We start from the raw sequence: 14,476 nt of genomic DNA on the forward strand, positions 1-14,476 counted from the left end.
GCGTATCTCGGCTAATGTGCTCCCATTGCCAGCGCGTTCGTTTGTCCTAAAACAAAAAAGCGGACCACGGTCCGCTTTTCTTCCTTCCAGTTATTCGGCCAGCGCCGCGAGAGCCCTGTCGCGGATTTCCTCCACCGGGCCGACGCCGGAAATCTTCCGGTATTTCGGCGCGCCCGGGGTGCCGGACAGCGCCCACTTGTTGTAATAGTCGACCAGCACTTCCGTCTGCTCGTGGTACACCGCGAGGCGCTTCATGACGGTCGCTTCCTTGTCGTCGTCGCGCTGGATCAATTCCTCGCCGGTGACGTCATCCTTGCCTTCGACCTTGGGCGGGTTGTACTTGACGTGATAGGTGCGGCCGGACGTCTGATGCACGCGGCGGCCGCTCATGCGCTCGATGATGGCGTCGTCCGGCACGTCGATTTCCAACACGTAGTCGATGGCCACGCCAGCCTCTTTCATCGCATCGGCCTGCGGGATGGTGCGCGGGAATCCATCGAACAGATAACCGTTGGCGCAGTCCGCCTGCTTCAGGCGGTCCTTCACCAGACCAATGATGATGTCGTCGGAAACCAGGCCGCCCGCATCCATGACCTTCTTCGCTTCCAGGCCCAGCGGCGTGCCGGCCTTGACGGCGGCGCGCAGCATGTCGCCGGTGGAGATCTGCGGAATGTTGAACTTTTCCTTGATGAAATTGGCTTGCGTGCCCTTTCCGGCACCGGGCGCTCCGAGGAGAATGAGGCGCATGAGATTTCCCTAATCGAGTTTTGAATTCTGTCGGCTTGCCGGCTTGCCGGCTTGCGGGCGCCTGGACTCGTCGCTACCGAGGCGGCTGCATGCTTCACGCCGTGTTTTACCATATTAACTTTGCACGAAACTTACCACAGAAACCCTGTTTTCCGACAGTCTTGTGCACTGTCGTCCTTCATTCGGCGGGAAAGAGAGCCCTCACCCGCTCCAGGTCTTGCGGCGTATCGACGCCGGCAGCGGGCGCGCTCGGCGTGACGTGCACGGCGATCGGAAAACCATGCCACAGCACGCGCAGCTGCTCCAGCGCTTCAATTTGCTCCAGCGGCGATTGCGCCAGCGTCGGATAGGTTTGAAGGAAACCATTGCTGAAGGCGTACAGGCCGATGTGCCGCAGCGGCTGGTAGCCGGCCGGCAGCGCATCGCGGCTTTGGGCGAAGCCATCGCGATGCCAGGGGATGGTGGCGCGCGAAAAATACAGCGCGCGGCCGTGCCGGTCGAGCACCACCTTGACGACGTTCGGATTGAAGGCATCGGCCGCATCGGCGATCGGATGGGCAGCGGTGGCCATCGGCACGCCGGCGCCCGCCAGCGACGCGGTGTCGCGCACCAGGGCCGAATCGATCAGCGGCTCATCGCCCTGCACGTTCACCACTACCGCATCGTCCGAAAGACCCATTGCGGCAGCGACTTCGGCGATGCGGTCGGTGCCGGACGGATGATCCGGCCGCGTCATCATGGCGCGCACGTCATGCCGTGCGCAGGCATCGATGATGGCCTGGCTGTCGGCAGCCACCACGACCTCCGCCGCACCGGACAGGGCGGCCCGCTCTGCCACCCTCACCACCATCGGCTTGCCGGCGATATCGGCCAGCGGCTTGTTGGGCAAACGGGTTGACGCCAGGCGGGCCGGGATGATGACGATGAAGGACATAAGCGTTCGGATCGCCCGCACCGCCGAAGGCGGACAGGCTGAATCAAGATAAGAAGAAGGCTGGCGCTGCCAGCCCGATGGCAATCAGGCCGCCGGCGGCACCGGCTTGGCAGCGGGGTCGATGTCGCGCGCCTGGTCGGCCCACATGATGGGAATGCCGTCGCGTATCGGGAAGGCCAGCTTGTCCGGCCGGCAGATCAGTTCCTGGGCATTCTTGTCGTACTGGAGCGGTCCCTTGCAGATCGGGCAAACCAGGATATCAAGCAATCGGGCATCCACGCCATTTCTCCATGATGGTTTCGACCAGAGAGGCATCGATATTCGCCTCAACCGGCACGACCCACAGACGCGGGTCGTTCTTGAGTTGTTCTGATTGTTCGCATTTTACTGCATCCTTCTCTGTGATCAGGATGACATCGACATCCCGGCCGGCGAAGGGATTGCTGGCGAAGTCGTGATGATCGGGCAGCGGCAGCTCGTCGAAATGCAGCCCGGCCTGCCGCAGAAGGCTGAAGAAGCGGGCCGGGTTGCCGATGCCGGCCGCAGCCAGCAGTCGGAGCGGACTCGTTCCGTCGATTGACTGTGCCAATCCCGCCAGGGGAATGCGATGGCGCCTGTCGACCAGCTGTTCGGCAAACCTTCCGTCCAGTTGCATGAGAAAAGCGTCGTCGGGTACGCCCGGCGGCACGGTATGGCCATTGACGACCGAAATGTCACGCCGGCGCGACGCCGGTTCGCGCAGCGGCCCGGCCGGCAACAGCCAGCCGTTGCCGTTGCCGCGGCTATCGCACAGGACGATTTCCACGTCACGCTGCAGCGCGTAGTGCTGCAGGCCGTCATCGGAAAGCAGCACATCGATCTCCGGATGACGCGCCAGCAGTTCCCGACCGGCCGCCACCCGATCGGCGCCGACCATCACCGGGCAGCCGGCGCGGCGTGCAATCAGCAGCGGTTCGTCGCCAACGATTGTCGCCAATGCGTTCGTCCCCACCAGTCGCGGCGCCCTGTCCTCGCTGCGATAGCCGCGCGACACCACGCCCGGATGCAAGCCACGCGCGCGCAACTGCTGCGCGAGCCAGATGACGAGGGGTGTCTTGCCGGTACCGCCGACGAAGATATTGCCGACGATGATCACCGGCACCGGCAGGCGGCTGCTTTTCAGCCAGCCCAGCCGGTAGAGTGCCTGCCGCATCCGCACCAGCAGATGGAAGAGCAGCGAAACCGGCAGCAGCAGCCAGCCGGACGGATGGCGGCGGCTGGACCACAGCCGCTGAAAGCCGGATTCGAAGTGTGAGGAGGAACTCAAATCAGCCCGCCCGCGGGGAGGATGACGCGGGATGCCGCAGCAGAACCATCACGCTATTTGCCGCCGCTCGACTGGGCGGCGAAAGTCACGCGATCGAATCCGGCCAGGCGCGCGGCTTCCAGCACATTGATCACCGATTGGTGCGCGGCAGTTGCATCGGCATTGATGATGATGACCGGCTCCTTGCGCTGCCCGTCGGTTCCCGCCGCTTCCCTGAGCGCCTGCGCCAGGCCGGCCGCATCGCGCGCCGGGATGCGCAGGTTGTTGACGGCATAGCGGCCCTGGGGATCGACGGCAACGTTGATTTCCTGCGGCTGCTCGATGGCCTTCTCGGCATCGGCAGTGGGCAGGGTGATCTGCAGGGCGGTGAACTTGCTGTATGTCGTGGTCACCATCAGGAAGATGAGAATCACCAGCAGCACGTCGATGAAGGGAATCAGGTTGATTTCCGGGTCATCGCGCCCCTTGCCCTTGCGGAAGTTCATGGCGCGTCCTTCCTACTTGCGGTTGCCATGGACAATGTCCACGAATTTCACCGCCTGCTGCTCCATTTCGACGACGAAGCCATCTACCAGGGCGCGGAAGTGGCGATAGAAGACCAGGGTCGGCATGGCGATGGCGAGACCGAAACCGGTGTTGTACAGGGCGACCGAGATGCCGTGCGCCAGCTGCGCCGGGTTGGTGCCGGAGGCGTCCTGTGCGCCGAAGATTTCGATCATGCCGACGACGGTGCCGAACAGGCCCATCAGCGGGGCCAGGGTAGCAATGGTGCCGAGGGTGGTCAGGAAACGGTCCAGTTCATGGGCCGTGCCCTGCCCGGCCTCCTCGATGGATTCCTTCATCACGTCGCGCGGCGCATTGACGTTGCGCAGACCGGCAGCCAACACCCGGCCCAGCGGCGAGTTCTGCTCCAGGTTCTTGATCACTTCCGGCTGCACCTTGCCGTTCTGATAAACACGGACGACTTCATCCAGGAGATTGGGTGGAAGGATGCGGCGACGGCGAAGGTACAATAGCCGTTCGATGATCAGCGCCAGGGCGATGACCGAAGCAATCAGCAGCAGCCAGATGGGCCAGCCGGCCGCCTGAATAATCGCGAGCAAAACTCGGCTCCTTGAAAAATCGTGGGATGCAGGAATGTATCGTAGCGGCTTTCCTCCGGCAAGCGCTGCGGGGCTCCGGACGACTTCTGAAGCCGTCCTTGCCCAAGCTGTGGATAACTTTGTGGGCAAGACTTCCCGGGATTAGATCAAGATCTTGAGAACTTGCAAGGTTTTTGTTCGACACTTGTCCATAAGGCTCAAATTTCCCTTCAAATTCATTGGCTTAAGGGAAATATTGAAACCTCTCAATAATGCGTTATTGCAACACTCCTACAAGAGACTCTGTGGATAGTCAACCCTTGAATGAACCGACAACGAATGATGGTGACGATGCCGTAGTGGCATCATCGCAACAAGTGCTGACCGTGTCCGCCCTCAATCAGGCGGTGTCGCGCTTGCTGGAGCGCAGCTTTCCCTTGGCCTGGGTATCCGGCGAAATATCGAATTTCACCAAGGCGGCCTCCGGCCACTGGTATTTCACGCTGAAAGACAGCGGCGCTCAGGTGCGGGCGGTGATGTTTCGCGGCCGCTGCCAGTACGCCGGCTTCACGCCGCGCGAGGGCGACAAGGTTGAAGTACGGGCGCTGGTGACGCTTTACGCGCAGCGGGGCGATTACCAGCTCAATGTGGAAGCCATCCGCCGGGCCGGCGTCGGCAATCTGTATGAAGCCTTCCTGCAGCTGCGCGACCGGCTCAATGCCGAGGGGTTGTTCGACCCGGCACGCAAGCGGCCGCTCCCGGTTTTCGCCCGCACCATCGGCATCGTCACCAGCCCGCAGGCGGCCGCCCTGCGCGACATTCTCACCACCCTGCGCCGGCGCGCGCCACACGTGCGGGTGATCCTCTACCCCACCCCCGTGCAGGGCGAAGGAGCGGCGGACAAGGTGGCGCGCAGCATTGCCTTCGCTTCCGGTCGGGCTGAATGCGATGTGCTGCTGGTCTGCCGCGGCGGGGGCAGCATCGAGGATCTCTGGTCCTTCAACGACGAAGCGGTGGCGCGTGCCATCGTCGCCTGCGCGATGCCGGTGATCGTCGGCGTCGGCCATGAAACCGACTTCACCATCGCGGACTTTGCCGCCGACCTGCGGGCGCCGACGCCCACTGCGGCGGCGGAGATGGCGGCCACGCCCTTGGCCGATTGGCTTGCCACGCTCCACTCCCATGGCTATCTGCTGCGCCGGGGGATGGAGCGGCGCCTGTCGGATGCCAACCAGAGTCTGGACTGGCTGTCGCGGCGACTGGTCAGCCCCCGCGCCTACATCGCCCGCGAGCGGCTGCGGCTGCGCGAACTGCAGCACCGCCTCGGCCATGCCACCTGCATGCCGCTGGCGGAGGCACGGCATCTGTTGCAGCGGCTCAACGGCCGTCTGACTTGCCAGAAGCCGAACCTGGAACCGCACAAGACCCGGCTGGAATCGCTCGGACGGCGCATGGCCACCGAGGCCGGCCATCAGGCCAGCCTGCGGCGGCAGGCGCTGGACGGGCTGACGGCGCAGCTGGAACTGCTGAATCCGCAGCGCACGGTGGAACGCGGCTACGCGATCATCACCGACGCCAAGGGCAGGCTGGTGCGGGCACCGAAACAGCTCAAGCCGCGCGGCACCGTGACCGTGCGCTTGGCCGGCGGCAGCGCCGACGTTGGCATCGCCAGCGTGCAGGACAAGCTCGATTAGCGCAGATCAAGCCGCGCTGCACGCATCCCGTAGACGTCTTACAATGATGCTCCTTTAAAAAGAACATCCGATAACACCCGCCCTACAGAAAGGAAAGCCATGGAACATACCCTTCCGCCCCTGCCGTACCCGATGGACGCGCTGCAGCCGCACATCTCCAAGGAGACGCTCGAGTTCCATTACGGTAAGCATCATCAGGCTTACGTCACCAACCTGAACAATCTGATCAAGGGCACCGAATACGAAAACGCTTCCCTGGAAGACATCATCCGCAAGTCTTCCGGCGGCGTGTTCAACAACTCCGCCCAGGTGTGGAACCACACCTTCTTCTGGAACTGCATGAAGCCGAACGGCGGCGGCGCTCCAGCCGGCGCGCTGGCCGATGCCATCAACGCCAAGTGGGGTTCCTTCGACAAGTTCAAGGAAGAGTTCACCAAGTCCTGCGTCGGCAACTTCGGTTCCGGCTGGACCTGGCTGGTGAAGAAGGGCGACGGCTCGGTCGACATCGTCAACACGTCCAACGCCGGCACCCCGCTGACCAGCGCCGACAAGCCGCTGCTGACCTGCGACGTGTGGGAGCACGCCTACTACATCGACTACCGCAACGCCCGTCCGAAGTTCGTCGAAGCCTTCTGGAACGTGGTGAACTGGGACTTCGTGGCCAAGAACTTCGCCTGATCTTCCTGCATTGCCGGCACCAAGCAAAACGCCTCGCTCAGCGAGGCGTTTTTCATTGGGAAGTCCTAAACGATGCTTGGGCTCGGAGCAGCTTCAGGCTTATTGTTTTCCTGTTTGCGGCCACGCGGGCGGCCGCTTCTCGATGAAAGCTTGCACGCCTTCCAGCGCGGCCTCGTCCATCATGTTGCAGGCCATGGTCTGGCCGGCCAGCTGATAGGCAGCGGCCATGCCCATTTCCAGCTGCTGATAGAACACCGCCTTGCCCATCGCCACCGCAACCGCCGGCTTGGCACGTATGCTGTCGCATAGCTTGCCCACTTCCGCATCCAGCCTGTCGGCCGGCACCACGCGATTGACGAGGCCGCGCTCGCGCGCCACCTCGGCGTCGATGAAATCGCCGGTCAGCAGCATTTCCAGCGCCTGCTTGCGCGGCACATTGCGTGACAAGCCCACGGCTGGCGTCGAGCAGAACAGCCCGACATTGATGCCGGACACCGCGAACCGGGCATCCTGCGCAGCCACCGCCAGATCGCACATCGACACCAGCTGGCAGCCGGCGGCGGTGGCGATACCCTGAACGCGGGCAATCACCGGCTGCGGCAATTTCTGAATCGCCAGCATCAGCTTGCTGCACTGGTCGAACAGGCGCTTGTAGTACTGCTGCGAAGGCTGGGCCCGCATCTGCTTGAGGTCGTGGCCGGCGCAGAAAGCCTTGCCCTGCGCGGCCAGCACCACCACCCGCACCGACTCGTCTGCGGCGATGGCGCGCAGATGCGCCGCCAGCGCCGCCATCATTTCCTCGGACAGGGGGTTGAAGCGCTCCGGCCGATTCAGCGTCAGCGTGGCCACGCCGTCGTCATCGCTGCGCAGCACGCAGGGAGACCCGCTCCCTTCGGCGTCATTGCTCATCTTCCTCCTCGCTTTCCTCGATGGCCTCGGCTTGCGCCCTGGCGCGTTCATCGGCCAGCATCCGCTCCCGGCTCTGCGGTGTCTCCAGGCTGATGCGCCCCAGCGCGCCGCTGCGAAAATCCTGCAGCAGGGTGTGGGCCGCCTTCTCGAAATCCACGTCGCCGCCCTTCAGGCGATAGCCGCGCCGCTTGGCGACTTCCTCAATGACGCCGACCGGATCCAGCCCTTCGGTGACGAAACCATAGCGCGCCTTGAGCAGCGGCGCATAGCGCTGCAGCAGGATATCGGCGAGGAAAGCGGCGATCTCCTCCTCCACCAGCGCATTCACGCCAACCGCATGACCGACAGCGAGCATCATGCCGTCGCTCTCATGCTCGATCTTCGGCCACAGCATGCCGGGGGTATCGATCAGCACCATGTTGTTGTTGAGGTAGAGGCGCTGCTGGGTCTTGGTCACCGCCGGTTCGTCGCCGACCGCCGCCACCCGCTTCTTCAGCAGGGCATTCATCAGCGTTGACTTGCCGACGTTGGGGATGCCCATGATCATCATCCGCAACGGCTTCAGGGCCGTGCCGCGATGCGGCGCCAGCTTCAGGCACAAGCTGGGAACCTTGGCCACGTCGGCCGGCTTCTTGCAACTGAGGGCGACCGCCTGCACGTCCTTCTGCCGGTTGTAATACGCCAGCCAGGCCTGGGTGGCTGCCGGGTCGGCCAGGTCGGCCTTGTTCAGGATTTTCAGGCAGGGCCGCTGGCGCTGGCGGCGCAGGCCCTCGATCATGGGATTGCGGCTGGCTTCAGGCAGGCGGGCGTCGAGAACCTCGATCACGAGGTCGGTCTTTTCCATGGATTCCGCCGCTTTCTTGCGGGCGGCGTTCATGTGACCGGGGAACCATTGAATGGACATGCTGGGATTACACTGGCGGCGACAGGCATGCCGGCGCCAGTGAACAAGAGGTGAAAGGAATGCCGCTATTGTACCCGCACCGGGTGTTTACCCGGTCGCACGGCAGGCAATGCGGCAGCGCCTCACTCCAGATCGGCCAGCACCTTCAGATGGGCGACGACGCTGCGGCCGAGCGCCGAGAGGTTGTAGCCGCCTTCCAGGCAGCTGACGATGCGGCCCTGCGCATGCTGCTTCGCCACGTCCTTCAGCTGCTGGGTGATCCAGGCATAGTCCGCTTCAACCAGGCCCATTTGCCCAAGCTCATCCTCGCGGTGGGCATCGAAGCCGGCCGAGACGAAGATCAGCTGCGGCCGGTGTGCATGCAGCGCCGGCAGCCATCTTTCGGTCACCAGACGGCGCACTTCGTCACCCTTGGTGTAGGCGGGCACCGGCACGTTCAGCATGTTGCTCGCCATCGGCGGCTCGCCGCTGTATGGGTAGAAAGGATGCTGGAAGAAACTGACCATGAGGATGCGTGCGTCGCCGGCCAGGGCTTCCTCGGTGCCGTTGCCGTGATGTACGTCGAAGTCCACCACCGCCACTCTTTCCAGCCCATGCACCTCGATCGCATGCCGCGCCGCGATGGCGACATTGCTGAACAGGCAGAAGCCCATGGCCGTCGATGGCCGGGCATGGTGCCCGGGAGGACGGATGGCGCAGAACGCGTTTTCCAGTTCGCCCGCGATCACCGCATCGGTCGCCGCGATCGCCGCGCCGGCGGCGCGTAGCGCGGCGTTCCAGCTGTGGCGGTTGAGCAAGGTGTCGGGATCCAGCGGGAAGTAGGGATCGCTGCTTTCCTCCGTCGGCACGCTGGCGCGGATCGCCTCGATCATCCGCATGTCATGCACGCGGGCGATGTCGGTCAGGCTGGCTTCCGGCGCCTCGCGCCGCTCCAGCAGGCCGTCGATGCGGCTGGCGATGAGCTGGTCTTCGATGGCTTGCAGGCGCTCGGGACATTCCGGATGCCAAGACCCCATTTCATGACGCTTGCAGTCGGGGTGGCTGAAAATGGCAGTGGTCATTTGGCGACGCCTGTTGTGGTTTCTTGACTGGAATCATTGTAGTCCAGTGGGGGAATGGACGCGAGGGTGGCATACTGACACCCGGCTGAATCCCTCATCAACGCGCTTCCCCAACTGATCCCGCTCATGTTCGACAAACTTCATGCCGTCGCCCGCCAGGTTGGACACGTCATCGTCGGCAAGGACTTGCAGATACGCCAGGCGCTGGCCTGCCTGCTGGCCGGCGGCCACCTGCTGATCGAGGATGTGCCCGGCGTCGGCAAGACCACGCTGGCGCATGCGCTGGCGATTTCGCTCGGCCTGAAATTCAACCGCCTGCAATTCACCAGCGACCTTCTGCCGGCGGATGTGATCGGCATCTCCATCTTCAACCGGGAAAAGAACGATTTCGTGTTCCATCCCGGCCCCGTCTTCACCCAGGTGCTGCTGGCGGACGAGATCAACCGCGCCACGCCCAAGACCCAGTCGGCCCTGCTGGAGGCGATGGAGGAGCGTCAGGTGACGGTGGAAGGCGTGACCCGCGACCTGCCGCAACCCTACTTCGTCATCGCCACCCAAAACCCGGCCAACCAGATCGGCACCTTCCAGCTGCCCGAGTCGCAACTCGACCGCTTCATGATGTGCGTGGCCATCGGCTACCCGGACGCCGCCGCCGAACGCGCGCTGCTGATGGGCGAAGACAGGCGCGCCATGTTGAGAAGCCTGCCGGTGGCGATGCACCCCGAGCAGCTGCTGCAGGCGCAGCAGGCGCTGCGCGAGATTCACGTCTCGGCGCCGCTGGTGAATTATGTGCAGGCGCTGGCCCAGGCCACGCGCCAAGGCGGTCTGTTCGCCGAAGGCATGAGCCCGCGCGCCGCCATCGCCCTGCTGCAGGCTGCACGTGCGTGGGCCGCGCTGGAAGGACGCAACCATGTGATTCCGGAAGATGTGCAGGACGTGCTGGTGCCGACCGTCGCCCACCGGCTGCGGCCGCTGAAATCGACCGGTTCTTCGGCGCTGGCCAGCCGCGACCTGGTGCAGCAGATCCTGAAGTCGGTGCCGGTGTAGGACACGCCATGCTGGGGCGCATCGAGCACAGGCTGCGCAGGTTTGCCAACCGCTGGCTGCAACGCTCGCGCGCGCCCGAGCCGGGCGAAGTGTTCCTGCACCAGCGCCGGGTCTACATCGTGCCGACCCATCCCGGGCTGTTCTTCAGCGTGGTGCTGATCGCCCTGTTCATCGGTTCCATGAACTACAACCTCAGCCTGGGCTTCGCCTTCACGTTTCTGGTCGCCGCCTGCGCGCTGATCGACATGCATCTCACCTTCCGCAACCTGGCGCATCTGCATCTTGCCGCCGGTCGTGCCGGCGACGTCTTCGCCGGCGAGGAAGCCCGCTTCGAACTGCATCTGATCAACCGGCGGCGGCATATGCGCTATGCCATCTGGATCGACTTCGTCGGCGAAGGCATGGAAACCGTGGCGCAGGTCGCCAATGTGCCGGGCAAGGGCAGCAGCAGCGTGATCCTGAGCGCGCCGGCGCGGGAGCGCGGCTGGATGCAGTCGCCGCGGGTGCGCCTGCAAACCCGTTTTCCGCTCGGCCTGCTGCGCGCCTGGAGCTATTGGCAGCCGGACGTGAGAGCCCTGGTTTATCCGCGGCCGGAAGAGCAGGCGCCGCCCCTGCCGCTGGCAGCCAGTCGCGATGGCGACGGCATGGCGCAGGCCGGCAGCGACGACTTCGCCGGCATCCGCAACTACCAGGCCGGCGACTCGCTGCGCCGCCTTGCCTGGCGCCAGATCGCCCGCCTCGATGCCGACCTGGGCGGTGAATTGGTGACCAAGCATTTCGAGGGCACGGCCGCGGCAGAAGTGATGCTCGACCTGCAGACCCTGCCCGCCGGCATGGATCTGGAAGCGCGCTTGTCGCGCCTGACGCGCTGGGTGCTGGATGCCGAAGCGGCCGGGCTGCCCTATGCGCTGCGCCTCGGGCCGGTCTGCTTCGATGCCGCATTCGGACCGGGCCACCAGCAGTCCTGCCTGCAGGCGCTCGCCCTGTACGGCAAGGGGGAGGCATGAAACGCCTGTTCGCTACCTTGAAGGATTCGGCCGGCATGGCGGGTCGGCCGCTGTCCGACGACAAGACCAATACCTTGCTGCTCATGCTGAGCTGCCTGCTGGTGCTGGCGCCGCATGCCAGCCATCAGCCCGGATGGATCATCGGCACCTGCAGCTTCATCCTGCTGTGGCGAGGCTGGATCGTGGTGCGCGGCAATCGGCTGCCGCCGCCCTGGCTGGTGTTCCCGATCTGCCTGCTCGCCATGGCGGGCGTATACCTCACCTACCGCACCTTCCTCGGCCGCGACGCCGGCGTCTCCATGCTGGTGCTGCTGCTGACCCTGAAGCTGCTGGAAATGCGCGCCCGGCGCGATCTGTTCGTCGTCATCTTCCTTTGCTTCTTCCTGCTGCTTACCGGCTTTTTCTACTCCCAGACCCTGGCCACTGCACTGGCAGTCATAGCCGCTGTCGCCGCCATTCTCACCACCCAGGTCTCCTTTCAGTATGCCGGGCTGATGCCGACACTGAGGGAAAGGCTGCGCCTGGGCACCAGCATCCTGCTGCTAGCCGCGCCGTTGACGGTGGTGCTGTTCCTGCTGTTCCCGCGCATCCAGGGGCCGCTCTGGGGCATGCCGGTGGACACGCCGGGCGGGCGCACCGGCATGTCCGATTTCATGAGCCCGGGCAATATTGCCAACCTGGCGCTTTCTGAAGCCGTCGCCTTCCGCGTGAAGTTTGACGGACCGCCACCGCCGAACGCTGCCCTTTACTGGCGCGGCCCGGTGCTATCCGCCTTCGACGGCCGCACCTGGACACCCCTGCCCGCTGCCTCGACGCGGCGCGCGCCTTCATTGCAGCTGCAGGGCAAGCCGGTGCGCTATCAGCTGACGCTCGAGCCGCATGGCGGCCATTGGCTGTTCGCGCTCGACATGCCGGACAAGCCGCCGCTCCTCGTCGACAGCGCCACGCGCTTCGGCCCGGAGATGGAAGTGCAGTCGCTGGCGCCGGTCACCAACCGGCTGCGCTACGATCAATCGTCCTACCTGCGCTACAGCCTGCAGCCCCATGCCGACCCGATGTCGCTGGAGCCTTGGCTGGAACTGCCCCAGCGCGTCAATCCGCGCACGCATGCGTTGGCGCAGGAAATCCATGGCCGCTGGACCAGCGATGCGCAGCGGGTGAATGCGGTGCTGCGCCATTTCCGCGAACAGCCGTTCCGCTATACCTTGCAGCCGCCGACGCTTGGGCACCACAGCGTCGATGAATTCCTTTTCGACACCCGGGCCGGATTCTGCGAGCACTATTCGAGCGCCTTCGTGGTGCTGATGCGCGGCATGGGCATCCCGGCGCGCGTGGTTACCGGTTATCAGGGCGGAGAAATCAATCCGGCCGATGGCTACATGACGATTCGTCAATCGGATGCGCATGCCTGGGCCGAAGTGTGGCTCAATGGTCGCGGCTGGGTGCGTGTCGACCCCACGGCGGCAGTGGCGCCGGAACGCGTGGAGCGCAATCTCTCCAGCATCCTGCCGCGACCGGTGCTGGGCGGCCTGTTCATGCTGGAGCCGGGCAAGGGCAGCATGCTGGAGCGCCTGCGCGCGATGCGCCAAACGCTGGACGCCATGAGCAATGCCTGGAATCAGTGGGTATTGAACTACACGCCGGAAAAGCAGAAAAATTTCATCGAGTCGCTTGGCTTTGCCGACGCGGATTGGCGTACATTAACGCTTCTGCTGCTGGCCGCCGGCAGTGTCGCGCTCGGCATTGTCGTTGTGCCATTGCTGATGACCCGGCCCCGGCTCGATCCGCTGGAAGCGCTCTACGCCCGGTTCTGCCGGCGCTTGGCGCGCCAGGGTTTCTCCCGGCTGCCGCATGAAGGACCGCGCGCATTTGCGCAACGTCTGGCAGCAGAATCGCCTTATGCGCCCGAGAAAAAGGCTGCGCTGGCCCGTTTCCTGGCATGCTATGAAGCTGCCCGCTACGGTCCGCCCAGCGCCGTTCCGGGCGCGGCGTCGCAACTCAAGTCCCTGCTTCTGGAATGCCGATGATCCCTGCCAAGCTTCACCGTACCGCCCTGCTGCTGCTCCCTCTGCTTCTCTCCCTGCCCGCCGGCGCCGCGCCCAAAAACGCCGGCCTGCGCAAGGTAGCCATGGAAGACCCCAGCGAATTCGCCAATTTCGTGCAATGGAAGGAAGTCAGCGACTTCATCGACCAGATGGTCAGCCGCCACGGCTTCACCCGCAGCGAACTCGAAGCCACCTTCGGCAAGATCCGCTATATCGACAGCGCCATCCAGCTGATGAAGCCGGCGCCTCCCGGCAAGCCGAAGAACTGGCGCGCGTATCGCGCCCGTTTCGTCGAGCCGGTGCGCATCAACGCCGGCGTCGCCTTCTGGGATACGCATGCCGAGGCGCTGGCGCGCGCCGAGCAGACCTACGGCGTGCCGGCGGAGATCATCGTCGGCATCATCGGCGTGGAAACGGTCTACGGCCGCAACACCGGCAATTTCCGGGTGCTCGACGCCATCACGACGCTGGCCTTCGATTATCCCAATACCCCGACGCGCGCGGCGCGCATGAGTTTCTTCCGCGGCGAACTCGAAAACACCCTGCTGCTGTCGCGGGATACCGGCATCGATCCTTTCAGTCTGCTCGGCTCCTACGCCGGCGCCATTGGCTGGCCGCAGTTCATGCCTGGCAGCGTGCGCAAGTTCGCGGTGGACTTCGACGGCGACGGCAAGGTGGATCTGCGCGGCTCGCCGGTCGACGCCATCGGCAGCGTCGCCAACTTCCTCGCCGAGCATGGATGGAAACGCGGCCAGCCGGTCGCCTTTCCGACGACGCTGAACGAGACGCCGGGGTCGCGCAATTGGGAAATGTTCATTGCCCAGGGACTCGAAGCCAAATTCACCCTGGCGGAACTGCGGGCGGCCGGCGTCAATCCAAGCATGCCGGTGCCGGAAGACCTGCCCTACGGCTTGGTGGACCTGCAGAACGGCGGCGAGCAGACCGACTACTGGCTGGCGACCGACAATTTCTTTGCCATCACCCAGTACAATCGCAGCTTTTTCTACGCCATGTCGGTGCTTGAGCTGGGACGCGCGGTGCGCACTGCACGCAATCGCTGAC

General features: G+C 64.4%; 15 protein-coding genes. 6 read left to right on the top strand and 9 right to left on the bottom strand.

Annotated elements, in window-relative coordinates; genetic code table 11:
• Nucleotides 1-90: 90 nt before the first annotated feature.
• The 6 genes from adk to CHB88_RS05430 all read right to left on the bottom strand — a co-directional run bounded on the left by adk (nucleotide 91) and on the right by CHB88_RS05430 (nucleotide 4,090).
• Nucleotides 91-747 (bottom strand): adenylate kinase, encoded by a 657-nt coding sequence (adk, locus tag CHB88_RS05405; protein ID WP_089398257.1) that lies wholly within the window; start codon nucleotides 745-747, stop codon nucleotides 91-93.
• A 178-nt stretch (nucleotides 748-925) separates the two neighbouring features.
• Complete coding sequence (kdsB, locus tag CHB88_RS05410) at nucleotides 926-1,681, bottom strand: 3-deoxy-manno-octulosonate cytidylyltransferase (protein WP_089398258.1); 756 nt, start codon at nucleotides 1,679-1,681, stop codon at nucleotides 926-928.
• Between the two features lie 84 nt (nucleotides 1,682-1,765).
• On the bottom strand, nucleotides 1,766-1,960 hold the full coding sequence (locus CHB88_RS05415; protein WP_089398259.1) for a Trm112 family protein: 195 nt from the start codon (nucleotides 1,958-1,960) through the stop codon (nucleotides 1,766-1,768).
• Nucleotides 1,941-2,987: a tetraacyldisaccharide 4'-kinase gene (lpxK, locus tag CHB88_RS05420; protein ID WP_089398260.1), complete on the bottom strand. Its 1,047-nt coding sequence runs from the start codon at nucleotides 2,985-2,987 to the stop codon at nucleotides 1,941-1,943. Before lpxK ends, CHB88_RS05415 begins: the two co-directional genes overlap by 20 nt.
• 53 nt (nucleotides 2,988-3,040) lie before the next feature.
• Entirely contained in the window at nucleotides 3,041-3,472 is a 432-nt protein-coding gene (locus CHB88_RS05425) for an ExbD/TolR family protein (protein ID WP_089398261.1), read from the bottom strand.
• Nucleotides 3,473-3,484: 12 nt separating this feature from the next.
• Nucleotides 3,485-4,090, bottom strand: coding sequence for a MotA/TolQ/ExbB proton channel family protein (locus CHB88_RS05430; RefSeq protein WP_089398262.1), 606 nt, complete (start codon nucleotides 4,088-4,090; stop codon nucleotides 3,485-3,487).
• A 251-nt stretch (nucleotides 4,091-4,341) separates the two neighbouring features.
• Here CHB88_RS05430 and xseA point away from each other — a divergent pair, with 251 nt between their 5' ends.
• Both xseA and CHB88_RS05440 read left to right on the top strand, forming a co-directional pair.
• Complete coding sequence (xseA, locus tag CHB88_RS05435) at nucleotides 4,342-5,763, top strand: exodeoxyribonuclease VII large subunit (RefSeq protein ID WP_089398263.1); 1,422 nt, start codon at nucleotides 4,342-4,344, stop codon at nucleotides 5,761-5,763.
• A 99-nt stretch (nucleotides 5,764-5,862) separates the two neighbouring features.
• A complete protein-coding gene (locus CHB88_RS05440; RefSeq protein WP_089398264.1) occupies nucleotides 5,863-6,441 on the top strand; it encodes a superoxide dismutase in 579 nt (192 codons plus the stop codon).
• A gap of 99 nt (nucleotides 6,442-6,540) precedes the next feature.
• On the opposite strand, the gene CHB88_RS05445 is transcribed toward CHB88_RS05440, so the two are convergent.
• The 3 genes from CHB88_RS05445 to CHB88_RS05455 all read right to left on the bottom strand — a co-directional run bounded on the left by CHB88_RS05445 (nucleotide 6,541) and on the right by CHB88_RS05455 (nucleotide 9,315).
• On the bottom strand, nucleotides 6,541-7,350 hold the full coding sequence (locus CHB88_RS05445) for an enoyl-CoA hydratase (RefSeq protein ID WP_089398265.1): 810 nt from the start codon (nucleotides 7,348-7,350) through the stop codon (nucleotides 6,541-6,543).
• Nucleotides 7,340-8,254 (bottom strand): ribosome biogenesis GTPase YlqF, encoded by a 915-nt coding sequence (gene ylqF / locus CHB88_RS05450; RefSeq protein WP_089398266.1) that lies wholly within the window; start codon nucleotides 8,252-8,254, stop codon nucleotides 7,340-7,342. The genes CHB88_RS05445 and ylqF overlap by 11 nt, the downstream gene beginning before the upstream one ends.
• Before the next feature lie 122 nt (nucleotides 8,255-8,376).
• Nucleotides 8,377-9,315 (bottom strand): histone deacetylase family protein, encoded by a 939-nt coding sequence (locus tag CHB88_RS05455; protein ID WP_089398267.1) that lies wholly within the window; start codon nucleotides 9,313-9,315, stop codon nucleotides 8,377-8,379.
• Between the two features lie 126 nt (nucleotides 9,316-9,441).
• On the opposite strand from CHB88_RS05455, the gene CHB88_RS05460 reads away from it, so the two are divergent.
• From CHB88_RS05460 to mltB, 4 genes are read left to right on the top strand one after another with little or no spacing between them, the layout of a single operon-like run.
• The gene (locus tag CHB88_RS05460; protein ID WP_089398268.1) at nucleotides 9,442-10,362 is read left to right on the top strand and encodes an AAA family ATPase; all 921 of its coding nucleotides are present in this window, start codon (nucleotides 9,442-9,444) and stop codon (nucleotides 10,360-10,362) included.
• Nucleotides 10,363-10,370: 8 nt separating this feature from the next.
• On the top strand, nucleotides 10,371-11,369 hold the full coding sequence (locus CHB88_RS05465) for a DUF58 domain-containing protein (RefSeq protein ID WP_089398269.1): 999 nt from the start codon (nucleotides 10,371-10,373) through the stop codon (nucleotides 11,367-11,369).
• Nucleotides 11,366-13,396, top strand: a complete 2,031-nt coding sequence (locus tag CHB88_RS05470; RefSeq protein WP_089398270.1) for a transglutaminase TgpA family protein — start codon at nucleotides 11,366-11,368, stop codon at nucleotides 13,394-13,396. The genes CHB88_RS05465 and CHB88_RS05470 overlap by 4 nt, the downstream gene beginning before the upstream one ends.
• Nucleotides 13,393-14,475: a lytic murein transglycosylase B gene (mltB, locus tag CHB88_RS05475; protein WP_176442326.1), complete on the top strand. Its 1,083-nt coding sequence runs from the start codon at nucleotides 13,393-13,395 to the stop codon at nucleotides 14,473-14,475. Before CHB88_RS05470 ends, mltB begins: the two co-directional genes overlap by 4 nt.
• The last annotated feature ends 1 nt before the right edge of the window (nucleotide 14,476 follow it).

Source organism: Noviherbaspirillum humi (assembly GCF_900188095.1).
Lineage (GTDB): Bacteria > Pseudomonadota > Gammaproteobacteria > Burkholderiales > Burkholderiaceae_D > Noviherbaspirillum > Noviherbaspirillum humi.

Bases quoted from the DNA above. Each gene is read 5' to 3' on its own strand.
- ylqF (WP_089398266.1), bottom strand. From the start codon at position 8,254: ATGTCCATTCAATGGTTCCCCGGTCACATGAACGCCGCCCGCAAGAAA.
- CHB88_RS05460 (WP_089398268.1), top strand. From the start codon at position 9,442: ATGTTCGACAAACTTCATGCCGTCGCCCGCCAGGTTGGACACGTCATC.
- CHB88_RS05455 (WP_089398267.1), bottom strand. From the start codon at position 9,315: ATGACCACTGCCATTTTCAGCCACCCCGACTGCAAGCGTCATGAAATG.
- CHB88_RS05470 (WP_089398270.1), top strand. From the start codon at position 11,366: ATGAAACGCCTGTTCGCTACCTTGAAGGATTCGGCCGGCATGGCGGGT.
- kdsB (WP_089398258.1), bottom strand. From the start codon at position 1,681: ATGTCCTTCATCGTCATCATCCCGGCCCGCCTGGCGTCAACCCGTTTG.
- CHB88_RS05445 (WP_089398265.1), bottom strand. From the start codon at position 7,350: ATGAGCAATGACGCCGAAGGGAGCGGGTCTCCCTGCGTGCTGCGCAGC.
- adk (WP_089398257.1), bottom strand. From the start codon at position 747: ATGCGCCTCATTCTCCTCGGAGCGCCCGGTGCCGGAAAGGGCACGCAA.
- mltB (WP_176442326.1), top strand. From the start codon at position 13,393: ATGATCCCTGCCAAGCTTCACCGTACCGCCCTGCTGCTGCTCCCTCTG.
- xseA (WP_089398263.1), top strand. From the start codon at position 4,342: ATGCGTTATTGCAACACTCCTACAAGAGACTCTGTGGATAGTCAACCC.
- CHB88_RS05465 (WP_089398269.1), top strand. From the start codon at position 10,371: ATGCTGGGGCGCATCGAGCACAGGCTGCGCAGGTTTGCCAACCGCTGG.
- CHB88_RS05425 (WP_089398261.1), bottom strand. From the start codon at position 3,472: ATGAACTTCCGCAAGGGCAAGGGGCGCGATGACCCGGAAATCAACCTG.
- CHB88_RS05440 (WP_089398264.1), top strand. From the start codon at position 5,863: ATGGAACATACCCTTCCGCCCCTGCCGTACCCGATGGACGCGCTGCAG.